Here is a 22379-nt window from a genome sequence, read left to right on the forward strand (position 1 = left end):
CCTCCGAGGAGACCTCCGCCTTCAGGCGGGGGAGGAATCGGACCCCTGCGGAGCAGGACAGGGGTAGGGAGTTCGCCGTGAGGCGAACCCCCGTATCGAACAAACGCGCGATTGTTGGCTGGTGACGCGGTAAGGTGTGCGGCGTGGCGCAGATCGTGAAGCGGGCCTACAAGTACCGCTTCTACCCCACCGCCGACCAGGCCGAACAGCTCACGCGGACGTTCGGGTGCGTGCGCCTGGTCTACAACAAAGCCCTCGAGGAACGCACCCGCACCTACACCCAGGAAGGCCGCGGTGTCTCCTATGTGGAGTCCTCGGCGCGCCTGACCGAGTGGAAACGCAGCGACGAGTACGACTTTTTGTCGCAGGTGTCGTCGGTGCCGTTGCAGCAGGCCCTGCGCCACCTGCAGGCGGCGTTCGCGAACTTCTTCGCCAAACGGGCCAAGTACCCGACGTTCAAGTCCCGCAAGAAGTCGCGGCTGTCGGCTGAGTACACCCGTTCGGCGTTCTGCTGGCGCGACGGGCGGTTGACGCTGGCCAAGATGGACGCGCCGTTGGAGATCGTGTGGTCGCGCCCGCTGCCGCAAGGGGCCAAGCCGTCCACGGTCACGGTCTGCCGGGATGCGGCGGGGCGGTGGTTCGTGTCCATCCTGGTGGAGGAGAAGATCACGCCGCTGCCCTCGATGGAGGCGTCGGTGGGCGTGGACGCCGGCATCACCGCGCTGGCGACGCTGTCCACCGGGGAGAAGATCGTCAACCCGCGTCACGAGCGGGCCGACCGGCGCAAACTGGCCCGTGCCCAGCGCGGGCTCTCCCGGAAACAGAAGGGATCCAGCAACCGGGCCAAGGCCCGACTTCGGGTGGCGAGGGTGTATGCCCGGATCGCCGACCGGCGCCGGGATCATCTGCACAAGGTGACCACACGGCTTGTTCGCGAGAATCAAGTGATCGCCGTGGAAGACCTGACCGTCCGCACCATGGTCAAAAACCGTTCGCTGGCGCGCGCCATCAGCGATGCCTCCTGGCGGGAGTTGCGGGGCATGCTGGAGTACAAGGCGGCCTGGTACGGGCGCACACTGGTGGTGGTGGACCGGTGGTTCCCCTCCTCCAAGCTGTGCTCGGCCTGCGGAACCCTGCAACAGGCGATGCCGCTGAATGTCCGGGAGTGGGACTGTGCTTGCGGCGCGGTCCACGACCGGGACGTCAACGCGGCCAAGAACGTGCTCGCCGCCGGGCTGGCGGAGAGCTGAAACGCCTGTGGAGCCGGTGTAAGACCTCAACGAGAGTCCTCTCGGGCGGGCGACCGGCAGTGAAGCAGGAAACCTCACGGGCGACCGTGGGAGTCCCCCTCCTTCAGGAGGGGGACGAGGTCAAGTACCGAGCTTGCCGCACCCGGCGGAGTGCCGGGCACCGGCCGGTGGGCCGCGACCGTCGTCGGCGCGGGAAGGGCCGGTGTGGCCGCGGCCGTGGTGGCGGTCTACCGCCTGATCTCGTACCGGGCCATGCTCATCGGGGGGTGGACCGTCTGGGCGTCGCCGGGCGTCATCGGGCCTGGAGCGCGTCCAGGGCGACGGCCATCGCGATGATCACTCGCCGGTCGAGCCGGGGATCCTGGATGTCCACGATGTAGCGGTCGCGCAGGCCGTACTTGCGGTCCACCGAGAAGGCGATCTGCGCCCCGGCGCCGAAGTCGAAGTGGTACGGCAGCCACGACAGCGAGTCGACGAACCGGCGCAGGATGCTGACCAGCACATTGCGCTCCTGCCCGGTGAACGTCGGCATGCCCGGCTGCTGGAAGTGCCACGTGGAGCGCAGCAGCGACGCGCCGAACTCCTTGCGGAAATAGCCGATCGGCTGGCCGGCGTGGTCCACGACGTCGTACCCGCTGCCCAGATCGAGCACCTTGCGGGCCTTGAACCCGGCGAGCACGTACTGGCGCGACTCGTCGGTGTAGAGGGTCACCTGCTCCTTGAACGCCAGGCGCTTCTGCTCGGCGAACGCCACCATCGGCCCCTCGGAGCCGTCGGGCTGCTCTATGTGGACCACATAGCGGTTCACCATCATGGTGATCTTCTGCCGGACGAGCAGGCGGCGCTGTGCCTGCAGAGTGGGGAGGTCCACGTTGTTCTCCATAGTCAGGGGATTGCCACCCTAAGGCTTGTCGGCCTTCCGGCGGCGTACGTGGGCGGGTGATGACGAATGTCCACTCCGGAACGGGGCAGGAGTCTCGTTCGTTGGTCAAGACAACGGAACGGGGGAGGAGTCTTAATGTATCGCTCGAGAAGGTACAAGATCATCGCTGGTGTCTGCGGTGGCATCGCCGAGAAGTGGGGCTGGCCGCCCACCATGGTGCGCCTGCTGTTCATCCTGTCCTGCATCCTGCCGGGCCCGCAGTTCGTCATCTACCTCATCATGTGGGCCTTCGTGCCGAAGGCCCCGGCGGCCTACGACTCGGCGGCCGCCTACCGGCACTGACGCCGCGCGGGCCCGTGGTCCACGGGCCCGTCGTCCCTGGGCTCGCGGCCGGCGGCGGCCGGTCGCGGGGGCGGGGCCGTCCCGCGACGACGCGTGGGCGGTTTGTCATCCTTTCATGGGACGTATGCTCGGAGCCGTGAGCGAACGAAGCGTACGTGCGCGGCCGCTGACCCTGGTGGACGACGACCTCGTCGACTACGAGCAGGCCATGGACCGCATGAGCGACCTGGTCGCCGCGCGGCAGCGCGACGAGTCGCCCGACACCCTGTGGCTGCTCAGCCACCCGCAGGTGTTCACGGCGACCAAGCGCACCGCCGCCGAGCACCTGCCCGATCCCTCGCACGGCATCCCCGTCGTCCTCACCGGCCGCGGGGGCCAGCTGACCTACCACGGGCCGGGGCAGCTCGTCGGTTACCTGATCGTCCGGCTCCGCCCGGACGAGGGCGTCGTGGACTACGTCCGCGAGGTGGAGCTGCGCATGGTCGAGGCGCTGGAGAAGCTCGGCCTGCTGGCCGAGCGCCGCCAGACCCCGCCGGGGTCGGAGCTGCTCACCGGCGTCTGGACGCGCGGCACCGGCCGCAAGGTCGTCTCCATCGGCATGCGCGCGAGCCGGGGCGTCACCAGCCACGGCTTCGCGTTGAACGTCGACGGCGACCTCGACCCGTGGCACTACGCCATCCCGTGCGGCATGCCCGACGTCGACATGACCTCGCTGGCGCGTGAACTGTCCGAGCCGCCGTCCATGGACCAGGTGCGCCGTGTGGTCGCCGAGGCCTACGAGGCGTCCGCTTCCTGAGAGGTCGTCGGCGCGGACCACGGGCCGGGTTTCCCGCCATGGGACGGCGCGGCGTGCGCCGAGCCATGGGACGGCGCGGCGTGCGCCGGTGGCCTTCTCGCCGGCGCGGCGCCGGCGAGAAGGCCACCAGGAGCGGCCGGCTCGCGTCCGCGGGTCAGCCGACGGGCTCGTCCATGGGGAGCTCGTCGACGTTGCGGCGCGGGCCGGTGAACCAGTGGCGCGCGGACAGCGTCCACCACAGGGCGATGCCGAGCAGCACGGCCCCGACGGCGATCGGCGCGTAGTTGACCGACGTCCAGGTGAAGTCCGCCGACCCCGGCACGCCGGCCGGGCTGATCGGCAGGACGAAGTACACCGAGATCACGATGATCTCGATGACCGCGATCCAGCCGAGCACCTTGTACTTGCCGCCCAGCGTCCACGGCCCGGGGCGGAAGGCGGCGCCCATCCGCAGCCGCAGCCAGATCGGGATGAGGAAGGCCAGGTACAGCCCGATCACCGCGATGGACACCACGGCCAGGAAGGCCACCGGGGTGGTGGTGCCGGCGGGGGCGTACAGCGCCGGCAGAGTGATCAGCAGGGCGACGGCGCACCCGGCGATGATCGCGTTCACCGGCGTCCTGTTGCGGTCGACGCGCGACCACAGACGCCATCCGGGCACCGCGCCGTCGCGGGAGAACGCGTAGGTCATCCGGGACATCGAGGTCACGCAGCTCATGCCGCAGAAGAACTGGCCGATGGTCGAGATGCCGAAGATCACCGTGGCCAGGCTCGGCGTGAGCGACGAGGTGAAGATCGCCCCGACGAAGCCGGCCTCCTTGTTGACGGCGTCCACGTCGGTGGCCGCGAACAGGAAGGCCAGCAGCAGCACCCATCCGCCGATGGCCGAGTAGAAGATCGACTTCCACAGGCCCTTCGCGGCGGAGGTGGCCGCGCCGTGCGTCTCCTCCGACACGTGGGCGCAGGCGTCGAAACCGGTGATCGTGTACTGGGTGAGCAGGAAGCCCAGCGGCAACACGTACAGCCAGAACGTCGGCCCCGACGCGCCCGAGCCGAAGCCGGAGTTGTTGAACCGCTCGAACAGGAAGCCGACGCTCTGGTGCTCCGACGGCCCGAAGATCAGGATCAGCACGACGACGGCCGCGCCGAACACGTGCCACCACACCGAGATGTTCTGCAGCAGTGAGATCAGCCGGTGGCTGAAGATGTTGATCAGCGCGTGCAGCACCAGGACGATCGCGAACAGCAGGAACGTCTGGTGCAGCGGGTCGCCCTTCGCCCAGCCGTCGCTGAACCGGCCGATGGTGATGTTGAGGAACGTCGCGCAGCCGTAGTCCACCGAGGCGGTGACCGCGATGAGGCCGATCAGGTTCAGCCAGCCGGTGAACCAGCCGTGCACGGGACGGCCCAGCTTGGCGGCCCACCAGTAGATGCCGCCGGCCGTCGGGTAGGCCGAGACCAGCTCGGACATGCAAAAGCCGATGATGAGGATGAACGCCGAGATCAGCGGCCAGCCGACGGAGATGGCGATCGGCCCGCCGTTGTTCCACGCCTGGCTGAAGGTGGTGAAGCATCCGGCCAGGATGGAGATGATCGAGAAGGAGATCGCGAAGTTGGAGAAGCCGCTCCACGATCGCGAGAGCTCCTGCTTGTATCCGAGTTCGGCGAGGCGTTTGGCGTCGTCGTCGAGGGTGGGCTGGGCCATCGAGGCCTCCTTGGTGGCGCGGGTGGTGCCATGGTGCGGTGCGGGGGGTGCGTACTGCGAGGGAACCGCCGGGAGGTCGGGCGACCGCCGGGAGGTCGGGCGGGTCAGCCGGCCCGCGGGTCCCGCCCTCCGGGGGCGTTTCCGTGGGGCGGGCCGGTGGAGGGCGCTGAGGACGGGCCGGTGGAGGGGGCCGGGGACGGGCCGGTGGTGGTGTTTCCCGGGGACGGGTCGGAGATGGGGGCCGGAGGCGGGGCGGTGGAAGAAGCCGGAGGCGGGGCGGTGGGAGGAGGAGGGGCCGGTGAAGGATGCGCGGACGGCGGGGCGGAGGGCGGCACCGCGCCTCCCGCCGGGCGTCGCCCGCCTCGGACGTCGTCGAGGAGCCGGCCGAACCCCGGATCGTCGAGATCGCGGACGGCCTGGGCGTACTTGTCGGCGGCCTCGGCCTCATAGTCGAAGTCGGCCGCCGCGGCATGCTCGGCGAGCAGGCCGTGGTGGACGCTGAACCACAGCGTCCAGGTGAAGTTGGACATGAGCAGGTAGAGCCGGACTCTTGCCGCGGGATCCTCGTCCCCGAAGTAGGCCCGCGTCAACCGCCCGGCCATCTCGGGGTCGTAATCGGCCTCCGCCGCGATGTCGCCCAGCTCGAACGCCGGGTCGTTGTTGCCCGACAGCTGGTAGTCCACGATGCGGACCGCCGAGCCGTCGAAGATGAAATTCTCCGGCAGCAGGTCGTTGTGGCAGGGCACGGTGGGCGCCGGCCGCGCGGCCATGGCGGCCTCGATCGCCGCGATGGCGGGCAGCCGGTCTTCGTACCCCTCCGGGATGCGCAGCGCGTGGCCGCGGCACAGCGACAGTAGCTCGTCGAGCTTGCGGAAGATCGAGAAGTCGGTGGCGAAGCGCGGCCCGGCGTGCAGGCGGCGGCAGGCCAGGGCGATGCTCTCGGTCATCTTCGGGTCGCGCACGGCGGCGGCGTCGAGCGTGGCGCCGTCGATGTACTCCAGCAGGACCGCGCCGGGCAGGCGCAGCAGCACCTTGGCCCCCACTCCCGCCTGGGCGGCCCGGACCGTGTTGACGATCTCCAGGTCGAGGGGGATGCCCAGCCCGGCGGCGGAGACGCGCGGGTCCAGGACGCGCAGCAGCCAGCGGTCGCCGGCCTCGGTGTCGACGCGGACGATGTGGTGGCTCAACCCGCCCTTGATCGGGGTAGGGATGACCGGCCGGCCCGCCCAGGCCGCGACGAGTTCGAGTGCCGAGCCGAGGTCTGGCACGCGGGCCTCCTTTGGTCTACCTTCAGACCATTGATCCGATTCTGCGGGCCGGTCGTTACACGGGGGTATCGATGGTGGAACTTCCCGCCGAGGCGCAGGCCGTGGTCGTCGGCGGCGGCGTCGCCGGGTGCAGCGTCGCCTACCACCTGGCACGACTCGGCTGGACGGATGTCATCCTGCTCGAACAGCACGGGCTGACGGAAGGCACCACCTGGCATTCGGCGGGATTCGTCGGCCAGCTTCGCTCCACGGTCACCCAGACTCGCATGATCATGTACTCGGCGGGGCTGTACCCGGAGCTGCGCGAGCTGACCGGGCTCGACCCCGGCTGGCACGGCGTGGGCGGGCTGCGGCTGGCCACGACCGCCGAGCGGCACGAGGAACTGCTGCGCCAGGCCGGCGCCGCCGAGACCTACGGGCTCGACATGGACCTCGTCTCGGCCCGCGAGGCCCGCGACATGCTCCCGCTGATGGAGGTCGGGGACGTGCGCGCGGCCCTGTGGCTGCCAGGGGACGGCTGGCTGGACCCGGCCAGCCTCGGCCGCGCCCTCGCCGCCGGCGCCGAGAAGCTCGGAGCGCGCATCGTGACCGGCGTCCAGGTGACCGGCTTCGACGTGCGGGACGGGCGCGTGCGCGGCGTCCGGGCCGGCGAGCACGTCATCGCCACCGGGACCGTCGTCAACGCGGCCGGCGCGGCGGCCGGGCGGCTCGGCCGGCTGGCCGGGGCCGACATCCCCATCGTGCCGATCAAGCACCAGTACGTCGTCACCCGGCCGTTCGGCGTCCCGGCCTCGACGCCCACCGTGCGCGACCCGGACAACATCGTGTACTTCCGTGAGGAGGACGGCGGCATCCTCGTCGGCGGCTACATCCGCACCCCGCAGGTCTGGCAGGCCGCCGAGCCGCTGTCCGAGCCCCGGACGCTGTTCGAGCCCGACATGGGCAAGTTCGCCGAATCGTGGGAGTCGGCCCGGCGCAGGCTCCCCGGCTTGGGCGAGACGGGCGGGCAGGACGCGGCGGACTTCGCCAAGGTGGTGCACGGGCCCGAGGCGTTCACCCCGGACGGGGAGTTCCTGCTCGGCGAGACCGCGGTCGCCGGCCTGTGGGTCGCGGCCGGATTCTGCGTCCACGGCCTGGCGGCGGCGGGCGGCGTGGGCAAGGTCATGGCCGAGTGGATCGTGGACGGCACGCCGGAGTACGACGTCTTCGGCATGGACGTGCGCCGGTTCGGCGCGCACGCCCGCGGCGCGCGGTGGGCCCGCGCGAAGGCGCTGGACTCCTACAGCAAGTACTACGACGTGGTCTATCCCGGCGAGGAGCGCACGGCCGCGCGCCCGCTGCGCCGTTCTCCCGCCTACCCGCGCCACCTCGCGCTGGGCGCAGAGTTCGGCGAGAAGGCCGGCTGGGAGCGGGTGAACTGGTTCGCCGCCCCTGCCCCCGCTTCCGCGTCCACGGGCGCCGCCGTCGCGGCCGGGGACGGCGACGGCGGCGGGGAGGACTTCCGGCCGGCCGGATGGGCGGGGAGGTTCTGGTCGCCGGCCATCAGGGCCGAGTGCCTGGCCGCCCGCGACGCCGCCGCGCTGTTCGACCAGACCTCCTTCGCCAAACTGGAGATCACCGGGCTGGCCGGCCTGCAACGCCTGTGCGCCAACGACCTCGACCGCCCCGTCGGCTCGGTGGTCTACACCCAGCTGCTCAACGAGCGCGGGGGCATCGAGGCGGACGTGACCGTCACCCGCCTGGCCGCCGACCGCTTCCGCATGGTCACCGGCACCGCGTTCGGCGTGCACGACGCCGCCTGGCTGCGCCGCCACGGGCTCGACGTGCGGGACGTCACCTCGGCCCACGCCTGCTACTGCCTGTGGGGTCCGAAGGCTCTGGAGGTGCTCGGCGAGCTCAGCGACGACGACCTGACCTTCGGCTACATGCGGGCGCGCGAGATCAGCGTGGCCAACGTGCCGGTGCTGGCCCAGCGGGTGACCTTCGCCGGCGAGTTCGGCTGGGAGCTCTACTGCCCCACCGAGTACGGCCTGACCCTGTGGGACGCCCTTATGGAGGCGGGCGCGCCGCACGGCGTGCGCCCGGCCGGCTACCGGGCGCTCGACTGCCTGCGGCTGGAGAAGGGGTACCGCGTCTGGGGGCTGGACATCACGCCGGAGACCACGCCGCTGGAGGCCGGTCTCGGCTTCGCCGTCGCGGCGGGCAAGGACTTCGTCGGGCGCGACGCCCTCACCGCCCCGCGGCGTTCGCTGCGCTGCCTGGTGCTCGCCGACCCGCGGCAGGTCTGCCTGGGCGGCGAGCCGGTGCGCGTGGACGGCGTGCCCGCCTCCCGGGTGACCAGCGGCGGCTACGGCCACCGGGTCGACCGCTCGATCGCGTACGCCTACCTGCCGGTCGGCGAGGAAGGGCCGGACGCCGCGCCGCCCGGCGTGGTCGAGGTGGGGGTGAACGGCGGGTGGGTGCCGGCCGAAATCGCGGCCGAGCCGCTCTACGACCCGGGCAACAGCCGAGTCCGTCACCTTCCCGGAGCGTAAGGGCCGCTTCACAACCGTTCCACAGTTGCGGTGCGGCAGGGTTGAAAATCATTCCTACCGCGCATACCTGTACGCGGTCCTCCTGATTCCGCGGTGTCGCGTTCCGGTGGCGGCCGGCGAGCGCCGAGCGTCCGACGAGGAGGGGCACACGGCGCGACCTCACCCGACGCTCCAGGAGGCGAGCATGGGCACTCCCGCACACCCCCGCACGTCCGGCAATCCCGGCACGTCCGCCGGGGCGGGGGACGCCGTCGACCTGATGGACTTCGAGCTCATGCGCGACCCCTTCCGCGGCTACGCGCGGCTGCGCGAGCGGGCCCCGCTCGTCCGGGGGACGTTCTTCGGGCGCGGCACGCCGATCTGGCTGGTCACCCGGTACGCCGACGTCAAGACCGTCCTCGGCGACCCGCGCTTCGTGAACGATCCGGCGAACGTGCCCGGCATGGACGTCGGCGACATCCGCGAGCGCGAACTCGCCGCGCGGGGAATCCCCGAGGAGTACGCGCCGTACATCCTGGACAGCGTCCTGGACGCCGACGGAGCCGACCACCTGCGGCTGCGCAGGCTGGTGTCGCGCACCTTCACCGCGCGCCGGGTCCTGGAACTGCGTCCGCGCGTCCAGGAGATCACCGAGTCCCTCCTCGACCGGCTGGAGGGCCTCGGGCGGCACGGGGCGGTGGACCTGATGGAACACTTCGCCTACCCGCTGCCGATCACCGTCATCTGCGAACTGGTGGGCATCCCCGAACAGGACCGCCCGCAGTGGCGCGAATGGGGCAAGGCCCTGGTGGCCCTGGAGGCGGGCGGCATGGCCGGCGCCCTGCGGGACATGGTGGAGCACATCCACACCCTGATCGAACGGCGCCGCGCCGCGCCGACCGCGGACCTGCTGACCGGCCTGATCCGCACCCACGACGAGGGCGGCGACCGGCTCGGCGACACCGAGATGGTCACCCTCGTGCTGACCCTGGTCCTGGCGGGTCACGAGACCACCGCCCACCTGATCGGCAACGGCGTCGCCGCCCTGCTCACCCACCCCGAGCAGCTCGCCCTGCTGCGCGGCGACCCGGGGCTCATGCCGCGCGCCGTGCACGAGCTGATGCGCTGGTGCGGGCCGGTGCAGGGCACCCGCCTGCGGTACGCCGCCGAGGACGTCGAGATCGGCGGCATGCCGGTGCGCAAGGGGGAGGCGGTGATGGCGGTGCTGGTCGGGGGCAACTACGACCCCCGCGTGTTCGACGACCCCGAGCGGCTCGACGTCACCCGCGAGCCGGACGGGCGCAGGGAGACCCACGTGGGGTTCGGGCACGGCCTGCACTACTGCCTCGGCGCGGCGCTCGCCCGCCAGGAGGCCGAGGTGGCCTTCGCGGGGCTGCTGCGGCGCTTCCCCGGCATGGCCCTGGCCGTCGCGGCCGAAGATCTGGAACGCCAGCCCATGCCCGGCTCCTGGCGCCTGGCCCGCCTCCCCCTCCACCTCTGACGCCGACACCCGGATTCGCTCCGACCACGCCGGCTCCCCGGATCCGGTCGGACTGCACCGGCCACCGGGCGCCGGTCTGACCGCGCCGACTTCCCGGCTCCGGCCGATCATCTGGCTTCGTTCGGCCGCGCCCGCTTCCCGCTCCTCGTTTGACCGTGCCGGACATCCTGCTTCGGTCTGACCGCCGCGCCCGGCCTCAGTTCGCGGTGTCGGGCGTCTCCCGCGGAGCGCCGGGGATCGGGGCTCCGGACGGCATGCCGGAGGAGACATGCGCCTCGTACACCTGCCGCCACGGCAGCGCGGTGTCGCTGTGCGGCCCGCCGGCCGCGGCGCCGGCCAGGTGCTTGTCCAACTCGGCCAGGCAGACGGTCCAGCCGGCCGCGTTGCGCGCGGCCGTGTCGGCCCGCTCCAAGACGTTGACGAGCGTGAGCCGGCAGCCATGGTCGCCGGCGGGTTCGAGGTAGAAGTGCAGCTCGTCGCCGCCCCAGGTGAAGGCCAGGCGGCGTGGCGGCTCGAACGTCACGACGGTGCCGGTCATGGTCTCGAGGTTCGGGTCACCCGAGAAGGTGATCTTTCCTCCGGCGTGGGGTTCGAGCTCGACCGCCGAGGGGAACCAGTGCGCCAGCCCTCCGGGCGTGGCGACGGCCTCCCAGACCCGCTCGACCGGATGGTCGTAGACGCGCTCGAAGCGCACCGCGGGGCGGCCCCGGTGTTCGATGGAGGTTCCGAGATCCATCAGTTCTCCTTGGTGGTGTCGAGGTGGTGCCCCAGCGCGTCGAGCCGGTCGTTCCACAGCCGCCGGTAGGGGGCGAGCCAGGCGTCGAGCTCGGCCAGCGGGGCCGGGTCGATGGTGTAGACACGGCGCTGAGCGTCCCGCGCGACCTGCACGAAGCCTCCGTCCCGCAGCACCCGCAGGTGCTTGGACGTCGTGGGCTGTGACAGGCGCAGCGCGTCGACCAGCTCGCCGACCGTGCGCGGACGTTCACGCAGGAGGTCGAGCATGGCGCGGCGATGCGGATCGATCAGCACGGACCAGATGACATCGGGCACACCAGCCAGTATGCCCCGCCCTGCATATACCGGTCAAGGCATGTAACCCGGCTGGACCCCGGCGAACCCCGAGCGACGCCTCGACACCCGCGTACTTGCCGCCGGCGGGGGCCGGGGCGGCGAAAATTTCACCGGGTTCGGGGGCGGGCGGTGCGCTGGCCATGGCGGACGTGTGTCGGGTCCGGCGCGGGGTTGACCGGCTCGGGCGCGGGTGCGTTGATCCGAGGGTGAACCGGCTCCGCACGTGCGGCGGAGCCCGTACGGCGGTGCGGCCGGAGCAAGAGGTAGGGGCCGCTCGGTGTTCGTCCGAGAAGGGGGTAGTCATGTCCGTACGCCGAGGCGCGCGTCTGGTCTCGCTGGCCGTGCTCGCGGGAGCCGCCGCGCTGTCGTTCGCCCCGCCCGCGGCGAACGCCGCCGCCGAGGACTGCAAGCCCGGATCGATCTGCGCTTACAGCGGATACAACTACAGCGGCAAGATGGTCTACCTGCCGCCGGGCGGCGGGTGCGTGGCCGCGCCGTTCCCGATCGCCTCGATCAGGAACACCTTCGGCTCGCCCGGCATCCCCGCCGTGGCGGCCGTGTTCGCCGGCGCCGGCTGCACGGGGACGCTGGTCGGCGGTGTGGGCCAGCAGGGCAGCCTGCCCGTACTGTGGCCGAACGGGCTCAGCGTCGGCTTGGCCTGGTAGCGGCCGGAGCAGGGCCGTCGGCCTGGCCTGGTAGCGGCTGGAGCAAGGACAAGGCACGGAACGGTCAGATGGCCGTCCCAGGCGCGGCCGGGGCATGCCCCGGCCCGCAGGGGCGTTCGAGGCGCGGACCGGTCAGAAGGTGAGCGGGGGGAGCTCGGAGCGGGTGGGCAGGCCCTGCCAGGGGCTGTGGCTGGCGACGGTGAACGCGGCCAGCGCCGAGCCGCGGCGCAGCCGGTCGGTGGGGTGCAGTTCCTCCAGCATGCCGCTGAGGTAGCCCGCGACGAAGGACCCCCCGGCGCCCACCGGGTCGACCACGGTGACCGGCGCGGCCTGGGCGTCGTAGCGCATGCCGTTGATGGTCGCGCTCGCGCCCTTGCCTCCCCGGGTGACCACCAGCTCGCGGACCGTTCCAATGGCCGGCTCGATGAGCTGCAGTTCGTCCTGGTTCGCGAACAGGACCTCGGCGCCCATCGCCAGCTCGGTGAGCGCCTCGACGGCCTCCTGGCGGTCGACCCAGAGCTGCGGCCGGTGGTTGACGTCGACCGACACCGCGACGCCGGCCTCCCTGGCCAGCTTGATGGCGTGGTGGGCCGCGCTCCAGGCGGTGCCGCTCAGGGCCGGGGTGATGCCGGTGACGTGCAGCACCTTGGCCGACTGCAGGACGCGCGCGGGGATGTCGCCCGGACCGAGCCGCGAGCCGGCCGACCCGCCGCGGTAGTGGACGACGTGCCCCACCCGGCCGATGCGCCGCTGCCGGATGGCGAGCCCGGTCGGCGCGGTGGAGTCGGTCTGGGCGTGCGAGACGTCCACTCCCTCGCCCCGCAGCACCGTCAGGACGCGGGCGCCCAGCTCGTCGACGCCGACCCTGCCCAGCCAGGTCACGGAGTGCCCCAGCCGGGCCAGGCCCACGGCGGCGGTCAGCTCGGCGCCCGCGACGTCCAGCCGGACGTCGGTGTCGTGCCGGAGCCGGTCCGCGGAGACGACGCCCAGCGCCTCGCCGAGCGTGAAGATCTCGGTCATGTCAGGTTCTTTCCTGCCACGCGACATGCCCATCTGCCGCTGATGGCGGAAAGCATGGCAGAGACCGATATCGCTCACAACGAGAAGGTGGGTTTCGGCTCCGATCACCCCCGAAGGCCGGCCGGTCAGCCTCCGCCGAACGCGTCGACCGCGGCCTGGCAGAAGGCCTTGAGGTCGTCGGGCTTGCGGCTGGTGATGAGGGTGTTCGGCCCGTTGGTGCAGACCATGACCTCCTGGTCGGCCCAGGACGCGCCCGCGTTGTGCAGGTCGGTCTTCAGGCTCGGCCATGACGTCATCGCGCGGTCGCCGACGACGCCGGCCTCGATCAGCGTCCACGGCGCGTGGCAGATCGCCGCCACCGGCTTGCCGGCGTCGAAGAACGACCGGGCGAACCGCACGGCGTCGTCGTTCATCCGCAGGGCGTCGGGGTTGGCGACCCCGCCGGGCAGGATCAGGCCGTCGAAGTCGTCCGCGCTCACCTCATCGACGGTCGCGTCGATGTCGAAGGCGTCGGCCTTGTCGAGGTGGTTGTACGCCTGGGCCTTGCCGCGCTGGGTGGAGACCAGGCGCGGGGTGCCGCCGGCCTGTTCCACGGCCTTCCACGGCTCGGTCAGCTCGACCTGTTCGATGCCCTCGGGGGCCACGAGAAAGGCGATCGTCTTGCCCTGGAGCATGGTGCCTCCTCTGAGCTGCGTTTTCTCCCTTACTCGACGTCCCGTGCCCGACTTTTCGCCTTATATACGCGAATATCTGGAACCCTTCACATCTCCGTGCGGAGCGCCTCAAGGAAGCGCCGGGACTCCGCCACGGTGGCGGCCTCGACGCAGAGACGGTCCATGACCTTCATGTACGGGTCGGTCTCTTCGCGCTTGTCCAGGTAAAGAGCGCTGGTGAGCTGCTCCATGTAGACCACGTCGGGAAGGTCGCGCTCGTTGAAGCGCAGGATCGTGAACGGACCGCCCGCCGCCGCGTGGCCGCCCTGGCCGAACGGCACGACCTGCACCGTGATGGTGGGCGACTCGGTGAGCTCCAGGAGGCGGTCGACCTGGGCCCGCATGACGTTGCGGCCGCCGAGCGGGCGTCGCAGGGCCGCCTCGTCCACCAGGGCCCACAGGCGGGGGCCCTCCGGCCCGATCACCTGCCGCTGGCGGGCCATGCGGAGCGCCACGCGCCGGTCGATCTCCTCGACCGAGGCCTCGGAGTGTCCCAGCATGATCACCGCACGGGCGTAGTCCTCGGTCTGCGTCAGGCCGGGGACGAACTGGATCTCGTAGGTGCGGATGACCGACGCGGCCTCCTCCAGGCCGACGTACAGCTCGAACCACGTCGGCAGCAGGTCGCTGTACTTCTGCCACCATCCGGGGGCGTTGGCCTGCTGGGCCAGCTTGAGGAACGTGGCGCGCTCGTCGGGGTCGATCACGCCGTAGAGGGTGAGCAGGTCGGTGATGTCGCGCGTCTTGAAACCGACCCGGCCCAGCTCCAGGCGGCTGATCTTGGCGTGCGAGGCGCGGATGGCGTCGCCCGCGGCCTCGCGCGTGATGCCCTTGGCGATGCGCAGCCGGCGAAGGTTCGCGCCGAGCAGGATGCGCAAGGCGGTGGGGCCGCCTCGCGAGTAGGCGAGGATATGTCCGTCAGGTACGTCGTCGTCTTGTCCGAGGGCCGTGATCATGCGAGCTCCTGGAGCCACGGATGAATGAGCAGCCGACAGTGTCTCATCCCTGAGTGGTGCTCGTACACCACGCGACATCGGCGAGGGGTTTTTGGCCCTCTCTTTGCGTATAAACGGTCATAGACGGGCATATGTCTGAGTTCCGTGGGGAAAAGTGGCATTTGCACGTGCATCGGCACTTGCATCAGAACGTGTCGTGAAGAAAGATTGACTCGCCCCGTCATGTCCGGACCGCGTGAACGGCCCCAACGTAGTGAGGACCTTGATGACCGCACACCACCAGGCTTGCCGGCAGTCCGTTGTACGGGGTGAGGCTCCCTGGTGGCTGCTGCCCGCGATGGAGGGCGACTCCTGGGAGCCGGTGGCCGCCGAGCTGTGCTCACTCGGCCGCACCGGTGCGACGATCAAGATGGCCCGAGACTTCACCATGGCGACGCTGAACAACTGGGGGCTGGGCGAGCTGGCGTACGACACCCGCATCGTGGTGTCCGAGCTGGTCACCAACGCCATGCGGCACGCCGGGGAACCCACCCGGCTGCGCCTGCTCCACCGGGCCTCGCACCTGGTCTGCGCCGTCTCCGACCCCTACGACGGGCCGCCCGTCGTCACCCGCGCCGACTACTTCGCCGAGAGCGGCCGGGGGCTGCACCTGGTCGAGAGCCTCAGCTGCTCCTGGGGCTGGAGGATGACCGAGGGCCAGGGCAAGCTCGTCTGGGCCGCCTTCATCGCCCCCGCCGTCACCGTCGCCTACGGGCACACCCGCGCCTCCGCCTGAGCGTCCCACGGCGGACAGGAGCCCGCCGGCGGGACGAGGCCCGCCCTGATGCGGTGACCATAGATGTTCACCGGGCGCGGCTCTCTCCCCCGGCCATGTGCTGGACGTGATCGGCGCCGGGTCGGCGGGTCGATGTACGGCGATGTCGGCGCCTGTCACGGCGCCCGAGCCCGTGAACGTTCGCAGGCAGCGCACTCAGTCCGGCCGGTCCGCGCTCTCGTGGGCGTGGTGCCGCTCGAGCACGAGGCGGGTCAGCTCCACCCGCGATCCGATGCCCAGCTTGCGGAAGATCTGGCGCAGGTGGAAGGCCACGGTGTGCACGCTGATGAACATCTGCTCGGCGACCCGCCGGTTGGTCCATCCCTGGGTGACCAGCAGTGAGACCGTGCGCTCTGTGTCGGTGAGGCTGGCCCAGCCGGTGACCGGCCGCTCGGCGGTGGCCCAGTGCCGGTGCCGCACGCCCAGCCGGCGCAGCCTGCGCCGCAGCCGGGCCGCGTCCCTGGCCGCCCCGCACTCCTGGTAGCCGGCCAGCGCCTGGTCCAGGCTCCGCACGCACGCCCGCCGGTCGCCGGCGGCCTCCAGCGTCACGCCGAGGTCCTCGGCGGCCGAGGCGCGGGCCCAGGGGTCCACGCCCTCCTTGACGGCCAGTTCGAGCGCTTCGGCGTCCCCTTCGAGCAGGCCGCGCGCGTGGGTGGCGGCGGTGCGGACGGTGGGGAACCCGGGGGCGCCCTCCGCCAGGCGCTCGGCCGAGGCGACGGTGAGCCGGGCGCCGGGCCGGTCGCCCGCCGCCAGGGCGACGCGGACCAGCCACGCCGCGGCGGCCGGGTCCGCCACCAGGAGGCCCGGCCGTTCCCGCACCCCGGCGTAGAGCGGGCCGAGCCGCTCCAGCGCGGCGGCGGGACCGTCCCGGGCCTCGACGACCTGCGCCGCGGCCATCGCGCACCAGCAGGCGGCCGTCCCTGCCTGGAGCGGCCACCCGTCGTCACCGTCCGCGTGGCGCTCGGCCGCGCGCAGGTCGCCCCGGCGCAGCGCGACGGTGGCCAGCACCGACGCCGCGACGGCGCCGGACAGGCGGGCGCCCGTGGCCTGGACGAGGTCCAGCGCCCGGCTCGCCCGGGCCGCGGCGTCCTCCGCACGCCCGGCGGCCAGTTCGGCCCGCGCCGACAGGGCCGCCGCCCCCGCCGCCCACGGGCCGTGGCCGGGCACCTCTCCCTCCGCCGCCCACGCGCGGTGGCCGGGCGAGTCGTCCTCCTCGGCGGCCTCGCCGATGACGGCGCGGGCCTCGTCGAGCAGGCGGACGTCGGTCAGCATCGCGGCCAGCGCGAGCCGCGTGCAGGCCCGCCCCTCCGGATCGCCGGCGTCCTCCGCCCGCCCGACGGCCTCTCTGGCCGCGCGCAGGCCCTCGGCGAGGCGTCCGGACTCCCACCAGATCGTCCCGAGCACCGCCGTGGCCGCCGCCTCCGCCGCCTCCCCGCGCCGTCCGGCGTCCGCGAGGACCCTGACGGCCTCCCGCTCGGCCCGTTCGCGGTCGGGCAGGGCGGACAGGCCGTACAGCAGGCCGAGCGTGGCGCGCTCGCGCCAGGGGGCGGGCAGCGCTCGCTCGCGGAGCGCCGCCTCCGCCTCGGCCACCGCCTCGGCCGGCCGCCCGGCCGGCAGCAGGACCCCGGACAGGGCGCAGTGCAACGCGGCGGCGGCCGGGGACGTCGCCCGGGCCGGCGTCGAGCGCGCCAGCCGTTCGGCGTCGGCGAGCCGCCCGGCCTCGGTGGCCGCCTCGACGGCCGTGACCGGGCGCGCGGGCCGGCGCGGATCGGCTCGCGAGCTCAGCTCGACCGCCTGGACGGCGAGGTCGGCGGCGGCGCCGGGCGCGGTGGCGCGGACCTCGGTGACCGCCCGGTCCAGGTCGGCGAGGGCGCGCGTGTCGCCCGGCCGGGCGCCCTCGACCAGGTGCCCGGCGGCCCGCGCCGCCGCGCCGCCCCGGCCGAGCAGGAGGCGGCCGGCCTGGTGGTGCAGCGCGTTGCGCATCGCCGCGGGCAGATCGTGCAGGACGGCCCGCCAGACCAGCTCGTGCCGGAACTCCAGCGTGTCGCCGGCGGCGAGGAGCAGCCCGGCGTCCAGCGCCTCCTCGACCGCGGGGAGCAGCGTCGCCGGGCCGGTCCCGACCAGGTCGCCCACGTCCTCGGGGGAGAAGCGCCGGCCGAGCACCGCCGCCACCTCCACCAGCTGGCGCCCCTCCCGGCTCAGCCCCCGCAGCCGCGACCGCACGGCGGCGCGCACCCGCTCGGGCGGCTCGGGCGGCGGGCACGGGCTCTCCCCGCCGGGCCGGGCGGCGGCCGGGGAGGGCCGCGGCAGCCGGGCACGGCCGCCGCGCACCTCGACGGCGCCCTCCTCGCGCAGCCCGCGCAGCAGCTCCACCAGCAGGAACGGGTTGCCGCCCGCGCCCGCGGCGAAGCTCAGCAGACCGGGGTCGGGCACCGCGCCGAGCACGTCGGCGGCCACCGCGGCGACCGCCTCCTCCGGCAGCGGGCGCAGCGCGAGGCGGGTGGCGCCGTGGCTCTCCAGGGCCTGGAACAGGTGTTCGCTGCACTCCCCGGCCCGCGTCGCCGGGCAGGGACGCCCGTCCGTCGTGACCGACCGGGACAGCAGCCACACCAGGCGGCGGCATCCGAGGTCGCGGTGCAGGGCGCGCAGGGTGGCGAGTGTGGCGGAGTCGGCCCGTTGCAGGTCGTCCAGGCCCACCAGCACCGGGCGGCCGGGCGCGCCGCGAGCCAGCCGGACGCGCAGGTGCTCCAGGGCGCGCGTGCCGAGCCGCTCGGGCGACAGCCGTTCGGCGCTGCCGGTGGCCAGCGCGAACCCCCGCCGGGAGGCGTGGGCGGCGGCCTCGGCCAGGAGCAGGGTCTTGCCCGTGCCGGGCTCGCCCTCGACGAGCAGCGTTCCGCCGCCGCCGTGTTCGGCCGCGCTCAGCAGCCGGCCGAGGATGTGCCACTCGGGCTCGCGTCCACGCATTTCTCCCCCGTGACAAGGGTCCGGGTCGTCGCGGCGTGCTCCGCCGGCCGTCGGGGGCCGCGCCCGGGCCCTCTGGACGATGGGGCACGGCACCCGTTCTGGCCTGCTCTTTCAACAGTACACAGGGGCTCTGGCGGCCAACGACTACCCGTATTGAGGATGTGCGGCCGTCCCTCGCTGGCCAGTGTCGAAGGTGTGGGCGTGCGCGCTGCGCGACGACGCGTCAGCGTGCACGCCGCCATCCCCGTCGTCCTGCGGGAGGCAGCAATGGCCAAGGCAGTCGGCATCGACCTGGGAACGACCAACTCCGTCATCGCCACGACCGAAGACGGCCAGCCGGTGGTCATCCCGAACGCGGAGGGACAGCGGACGACGCCGTCGGTGGTGGCCTTCACCGACACCGGGGAGAGACTCGTCGGCCAGCTCGCGCGGCGGCAGGCCATCCTCAACCCCAAGGGCACCCTCTACTCCGTCAAGCGCTTCATCGGCCGCCGGTACGACGAGGTGGAGAGCGAGATCCACGCCGTCTCGTTCGACGTGGCGCCCGGCCCGGACGACGCGGTGCGCTTCAAGGTCGCCGGCAAGCTGTACGCGCCGGAGGAGATCTCCGCCCTGGTGCTGCGCAAGCTGGTCGCCGACGCCGCCAAGTTCCTCGGTGAGAAGATCACCGAGGCGGTGATCACGGTGCCCGCGTACTTCAACGACGCGCAGCGGCACGCCACCAGGGACGCCGGCAAGATCGCGGGCCTGGAGGTCATGCGGATCATCAACGAGCCGACCGCCGCCGCCCTGGCCTACGGGCTGGACAAGAAGGGCAGCGAGACGGTGATGGTGTTCGACCTCGGCGGCGGCACCTTCGACGTGAGCATCCTGGACATCGGCGAGGGCGTCATCGAGGTGCGTTCCACCTCCGGCGACACCCACCTCGGCGGCGACGACTTCGACCGCCGGCTGGTCGACCACCTGGCCGACGAGTTCCAGTCCCAGACCGGCATCGACCTGCGCAGGGACCCCCAGGCCCTCCAGCGGCTGTTCGAGGCCTCCGAGAAGGCCAAGGTGGAGCTGTCGTCGGTGACCCAGACGACCGTCAGCCTGCCGTTCATCACCGCGGACGCCAACGGGCCCAAGCACCTGAACACCACCCTGATGCGCTCCACCTTCGAGGAGATCACCAGGGACCTGGTGGAGCGCACCATGGGCCCGGTCCAGCGGGCGATGGAGGACGCCAAGCTCTCCGCCGACGACCTGGACGAGGTCATCCTGGTCGGCGGCTCCACGCGCATCCCGGCCGTGCAGAACCTCGTGCGCCGCCTCACCGGAGGCAAGGAGCCGAACATGACGGTCAACCCCGACGAGGTGGTGGCCGACGGCGCCGCGGTCCAGGCCGGCGTGCTCAAGGGCGAGGTCAAGGACGTGCTGCTGCTGGACGTCACGCCTCTGTCGCTGGGCATCGAGACCCTCGGCGGGGTGATGACCAAGGTCCTGGAGCGCAACACCACCATCCCGGCCCGCCGCACGGAGACCTTCAGCACCGCCGAGGACGATCAGAACGCCGTGGACGTGGTGGTCCTGCAGGGCGAGCGCGAGCGCGCGGCCGACAACCGGGCCCTCGGCCGGTTCCGGCTGGAGAACATCCGCCCGGCGCCCCGCGGAGTGCCGCAGATCGAGGTCACCTTCGACGTCGATGCCAACGGCATCCTCAACGTCGCCGCCAAGGACAAGGACACCCGCGCCGAGCAGCGCATCACGATCAGCGAGAGCTCCAACCTGGACAAGGGCGAGATCGACCGGATGGTCCAGGACGCCGAGCGGCACCGCACCGAGGACGCGAGGGTCCGCGAGGCGATCGACGCGAGGAACGAGCTGGACTCGGTCGCCTACCAGGTCGAACGTCGGCTCGGCGAGCTGGGCGAGGCGGTCCCCGTCCACGAGAAGGCCCGCGCCGAGCAGCTCGTCGCCGACGCGCGGCAGGCCGTCAAGGAGGAGGCGCCGGTCGAGCGGCTGCGCGACCTGTCCTCCGAGCTGCAGCAGGTGTTCCACGGCCTCGCCGCCGTCACCGCCCAGCAGCAGCGGCCTTCGGACCAGGAGCAGGGCGCCGGCCCGTCCGCCTCCCAGGGGGCCGCGCAGGGCGGCGGGGCGAAGGGCGGCGACGACGTCATCGACGCCGAGTTCACCACGTCGGACTGACCCCCGGGACCGCACGCACGATCGACACGCACGATCGACACGCGGGAGTGACGACGCCGGACCGACACGTCGGACCAGAAGGAAACGGACATGGCCGAGGAACGCGGTGAGACCCCGGGGGGCGCGGGGCGCCCGCCCCCCGCCGGGGCGTACGGCGAGCCCGCCGGGCGTCCGCCGGCCCGGGCGCCCGGCCAGGGGCCGGACCGCTCGCCCGCCGGGGACGGCGGGAACGCCGAGGACACCGACGCCAGGATGGCCGAGCTGGAGGACCGCTGGCTGCGGTCGGCGGCGGAGCTGGACAACCTGCGCAAACGCGTCGCCAGGGACGCCGAGCGCATCCGCGCCGAGGAGCGGGCCCGCACCGTGCGCGAGTGGCTGCCGGTCGTCGACAACCTGGACCTCGCCCTGCGGCACGCCGACGCCGAGGCCGGCGCGGTCGTCGAGGGCGTGCGCGCGGTACGCGACCAGGCCGTCGCCATGCTGGCACGGCTCGGGTTCGCCCGGCACGAGGAGCTGGGCGTGCCGTTCGACCCGGTCCACCACGAGGCCGTGGGCACGGTCGCCGACCCGCAGGTCCCGGCGGGGACGGTCGCGGGCGTCGTGCGTCCGGGGTACGGCGACGGCGAGCGCCAGCTCCGCCCGACGGCGGTGATCGTCGCGACGGCTCCGGAGCGGCCGGAACCGGCGGGGTGATGGCGGCGCGGGATTTCTACCAGGTGCTGGGAGTGCCGAGGACGGCCACTCAGGACGAGATCCAGCGCGCCTACCGCAAGCTCGCCCGCGCCTACCATCCCGACGTCAACAAGGACCCCGGCGCCGAGGAGAGGTTCAAGGACGTGTCCGAGGCCTACGACGTGCTGTCCGACCCGGCCAAGCGGCGGCGCTACGACGTGTTCGGCCCGGACTGGCGGTCGGTGCCCGAGGACGTGGACCCCGACGCCTACCGCCGGGCCGGTGCCGGCGCGGGGGCGGGCTGGGCCGGCGCGCCGTGGGATGCGGCGTCCGGCGCGGGCTCTGGGCGCGGCCAGGGCTTCCGGTTCACCTCCGACCAGGCCGGCATGGACATCGATCTGGAGGAGCTGCTGGGCGGCATGTTCGGGCGGGGAGGGGGTGGCCGGCGCCGCTGGGGCCCGGTCCCGGGGGCCGACCAGGAGGCCGAGATCACCCTCGACGTCGGCGAGGCGTTCCACGGCGGGCGCCGTCCGATCACGATCCAGGGCGCGCAGGGGTCGCGCACCTTGCAGGTGACGATCCCGCCGGGCGTGACGGACGGCCAGCGCATCCGGCTGGCCGGCCAGGGCGGCCACGGCGCCGACGGCGGCCGGGCGGGGGACCTGTACCTGATCGTCCGCATCGCCGACCCGCGTTACCGGGTCGAGGGGCGCGATATCCACGTTCCGCTGCCGCTGACCCCGTGGGAGGCGGCGCTCGGGGCGACCGTGCCGGTCGACACGCCCGGCGGGGAGGCGAAGGTCAAGGTGCCGCCGGGCACGTCCTCGGGCCGCCGGCTGCGGCTGCGCGGGCGCGGCCTGCCCGACCCCAGGGGCACGCCGGGCGACCTGTACGCCGAGGCGCGCGTCATGGTGCCGTCGAAGATCACCGACGAGGAGCGCGGCGCGTTCGAGCGGCTGGCGGCGGTCTCGCACTTCAACCCCAGGAGCGGAGCGCCGTGACCGGCGCCGGTCTCCCGCTTCAATCCCAGGAGGTGAGCGCCGTGACCCGGCGCCGGTC

18 protein-coding genes and 1 pseudogene are annotated in these 22379 nt (G+C 72.7%); 10 read left to right on the forward strand and 9 right to left on the reverse strand.

Annotation, left to right across the window (positions count from 1 at the left end; translation table 11 throughout):
- Positions 1-143: 143 nt before the first annotated feature.
- Positions 144-1336, forward strand: a pseudogene (locus ACFQSB_RS05620) (RNA-guided endonuclease InsQ/TnpB family protein); the annotation flags it as partial.
- A gap of 206 nt (positions 1337-1542) precedes the next feature.
- Here ACFQSB_RS05620 and ACFQSB_RS05625 read toward each other — a convergent pair.
- Positions 1543-2121, reverse strand: a complete 579-nt coding sequence (locus tag ACFQSB_RS05625; protein ID WP_354838191.1) for an LURP-one-related/scramblase family protein — start codon at positions 2119-2121, stop codon at positions 1543-1545.
- Positions 2122-2268: 147 nt separating this feature from the next.
- Here ACFQSB_RS05625 and ACFQSB_RS05630 point away from each other — a divergent pair, with 147 nt between their 5' ends.
- Together ACFQSB_RS05630 and lipB are read left to right on the forward strand one after the other, a co-directional pair.
- On the forward strand, positions 2269-2475 hold the full coding sequence (locus tag ACFQSB_RS05630; protein ID WP_354838193.1) for a PspC domain-containing protein: 207 nt from the start codon (positions 2269-2271) through the stop codon (positions 2473-2475).
- Between the two features lie 136 nt (positions 2476-2611).
- Positions 2612-3271: a lipoyl(octanoyl) transferase LipB gene (gene lipB, locus ACFQSB_RS05635; protein WP_380824677.1), complete on the forward strand. Its 660-nt coding sequence runs from the start codon at positions 2612-2614 to the stop codon at positions 3269-3271.
- A 154-nt stretch (positions 3272-3425) separates the two neighbouring features.
- Here the strand turns inward: lipB and ACFQSB_RS05640 are convergent, their stop codons facing one another.
- Together ACFQSB_RS05640 and ACFQSB_RS05645 are read right to left on the reverse strand one after the other, a co-directional pair.
- Positions 3426-4976 (reverse strand): amino acid permease, encoded by a 1551-nt coding sequence (locus tag ACFQSB_RS05640; protein WP_380824679.1) that lies wholly within the window; start codon positions 4974-4976, stop codon positions 3426-3428.
- Positions 4977-5080: 104 nt separating this feature from the next.
- On the reverse strand, positions 5081-6244 hold the full coding sequence (locus ACFQSB_RS05645; RefSeq protein ID WP_380824680.1) for a phosphotransferase: 1164 nt from the start codon (positions 6242-6244) through the stop codon (positions 5081-5083).
- Between the two features lie 71 nt (positions 6245-6315).
- On the opposite strand from ACFQSB_RS05645, the gene ACFQSB_RS05650 reads away from it, so the two are divergent.
- Both ACFQSB_RS05650 and ACFQSB_RS05655 read left to right on the forward strand, forming a co-directional pair.
- Entirely contained in the window at positions 6316-8778 is a 2463-nt protein-coding gene (locus ACFQSB_RS05650; protein ID WP_380824682.1) for a GcvT family protein, read from the forward strand.
- Between the two features lie 184 nt (positions 8779-8962).
- On the forward strand, positions 8963-10258 hold the full coding sequence (locus ACFQSB_RS05655) for a cytochrome P450 family protein (protein ID WP_380824684.1): 1296 nt from the start codon (positions 8963-8965) through the stop codon (positions 10256-10258).
- Positions 10259-10454: 196 nt separating this feature from the next.
- Here ACFQSB_RS05655 and ACFQSB_RS05660 read toward each other — a convergent pair whose 3' ends face one another.
- Positions 10455-10994 carry an SRPBCC family protein gene (locus ACFQSB_RS05660; RefSeq protein WP_380824685.1) on the reverse strand — a complete coding sequence of 180 codons (540 nt, stop codon included), beginning with the start codon at positions 10992-10994 and terminating at the stop codon, positions 10455-10457.
- Positions 10994-11308: an ArsR/SmtB family transcription factor gene (locus ACFQSB_RS05665; RefSeq protein ID WP_380824687.1), complete on the reverse strand. Its 315-nt coding sequence runs from the start codon at positions 11306-11308 to the stop codon at positions 10994-10996. The genes ACFQSB_RS05660 and ACFQSB_RS05665 overlap by 1 nt, the downstream gene beginning before the upstream one ends.
- A 323-nt stretch (positions 11309-11631) precedes the next feature.
- On the opposite strand from ACFQSB_RS05665, the gene ACFQSB_RS05670 reads away from it, so the two are divergent.
- Complete coding sequence (locus ACFQSB_RS05670; protein ID WP_380824688.1) at positions 11632-11994, forward strand: peptidase inhibitor family I36 protein; 363 nt, start codon at positions 11632-11634, stop codon at positions 11992-11994.
- A gap of 132 nt (positions 11995-12126) precedes the next feature.
- On the opposite strand, the gene ACFQSB_RS05675 is transcribed toward ACFQSB_RS05670, so the two are convergent.
- From ACFQSB_RS05675 to ACFQSB_RS05685, 3 genes are all read right to left on the reverse strand, one after another.
- A complete protein-coding gene (locus ACFQSB_RS05675) occupies positions 12127-13014 on the reverse strand; it encodes a sugar kinase (protein ID WP_380824689.1) in 888 nt (295 codons plus the stop codon).
- 125 nt (positions 13015-13139) lie between these two features.
- A complete protein-coding gene (locus ACFQSB_RS05680; RefSeq protein WP_380824690.1) occupies positions 13140-13688 on the reverse strand; it encodes a type 1 glutamine amidotransferase domain-containing protein in 549 nt (182 codons plus the stop codon).
- Between the two features lie 86 nt (positions 13689-13774).
- On the reverse strand, positions 13775-14683 hold the full coding sequence (locus tag ACFQSB_RS05685; RefSeq protein WP_354916901.1) for a helix-turn-helix domain-containing protein: 909 nt from the start codon (positions 14681-14683) through the stop codon (positions 13775-13777).
- Positions 14684-14948: 265 nt separating this feature from the next.
- Here ACFQSB_RS05685 and ACFQSB_RS05690 point away from each other — a divergent pair, with 265 nt between their 5' ends.
- The gene (locus ACFQSB_RS05690; protein WP_380824691.1) at positions 14949-15458 is read left to right on the forward strand and encodes an ATP-binding protein; all 510 of its coding nucleotides are present in this window, start codon (positions 14949-14951) and stop codon (positions 15456-15458) included.
- A 195-nt stretch (positions 15459-15653) separates the two neighbouring features.
- On the opposite strand, the gene ACFQSB_RS05695 is transcribed toward ACFQSB_RS05690, so the two are convergent.
- Entirely contained in the window at positions 15654-18461 is a 2808-nt protein-coding gene (locus tag ACFQSB_RS05695) for a helix-turn-helix transcriptional regulator (RefSeq protein WP_380824692.1), read from the reverse strand.
- Positions 18462-18728: 267 nt separating this feature from the next.
- On the opposite strand from ACFQSB_RS05695, the gene dnaK reads away from it, so the two are divergent.
- The 3 genes from dnaK (at position 18729) to ACFQSB_RS05710 (ending at position 22321) form a co-directional block, all read left to right on the forward strand.
- Complete coding sequence (gene dnaK, locus ACFQSB_RS05700) at positions 18729-20648, forward strand: molecular chaperone DnaK (protein WP_380825053.1); 1920 nt, start codon at positions 18729-18731, stop codon at positions 20646-20648.
- A 90-nt stretch (positions 20649-20738) separates the two neighbouring features.
- On the forward strand, positions 20739-21341 hold the full coding sequence (locus ACFQSB_RS05705; protein WP_380824693.1) for a nucleotide exchange factor GrpE: 603 nt from the start codon (positions 20739-20741) through the stop codon (positions 21339-21341).
- A complete protein-coding gene (locus ACFQSB_RS05710) occupies positions 21341-22321 on the forward strand; it encodes a DnaJ C-terminal domain-containing protein (RefSeq protein WP_380824694.1) in 981 nt (326 codons plus the stop codon). The genes ACFQSB_RS05705 and ACFQSB_RS05710 overlap by 1 nt, the downstream gene beginning before the upstream one ends.
- Positions 22322-22379 lie beyond the last annotated feature (58 nt).

Source organism: Sphaerisporangium rhizosphaerae (assembly GCF_042665155.1).
In the GTDB taxonomy this organism is placed as follows: domain Bacteria; phylum Actinomycetota; class Actinomycetes; order Streptosporangiales; family Streptosporangiaceae; genus Sphaerisporangium; species Sphaerisporangium rhizosphaerae.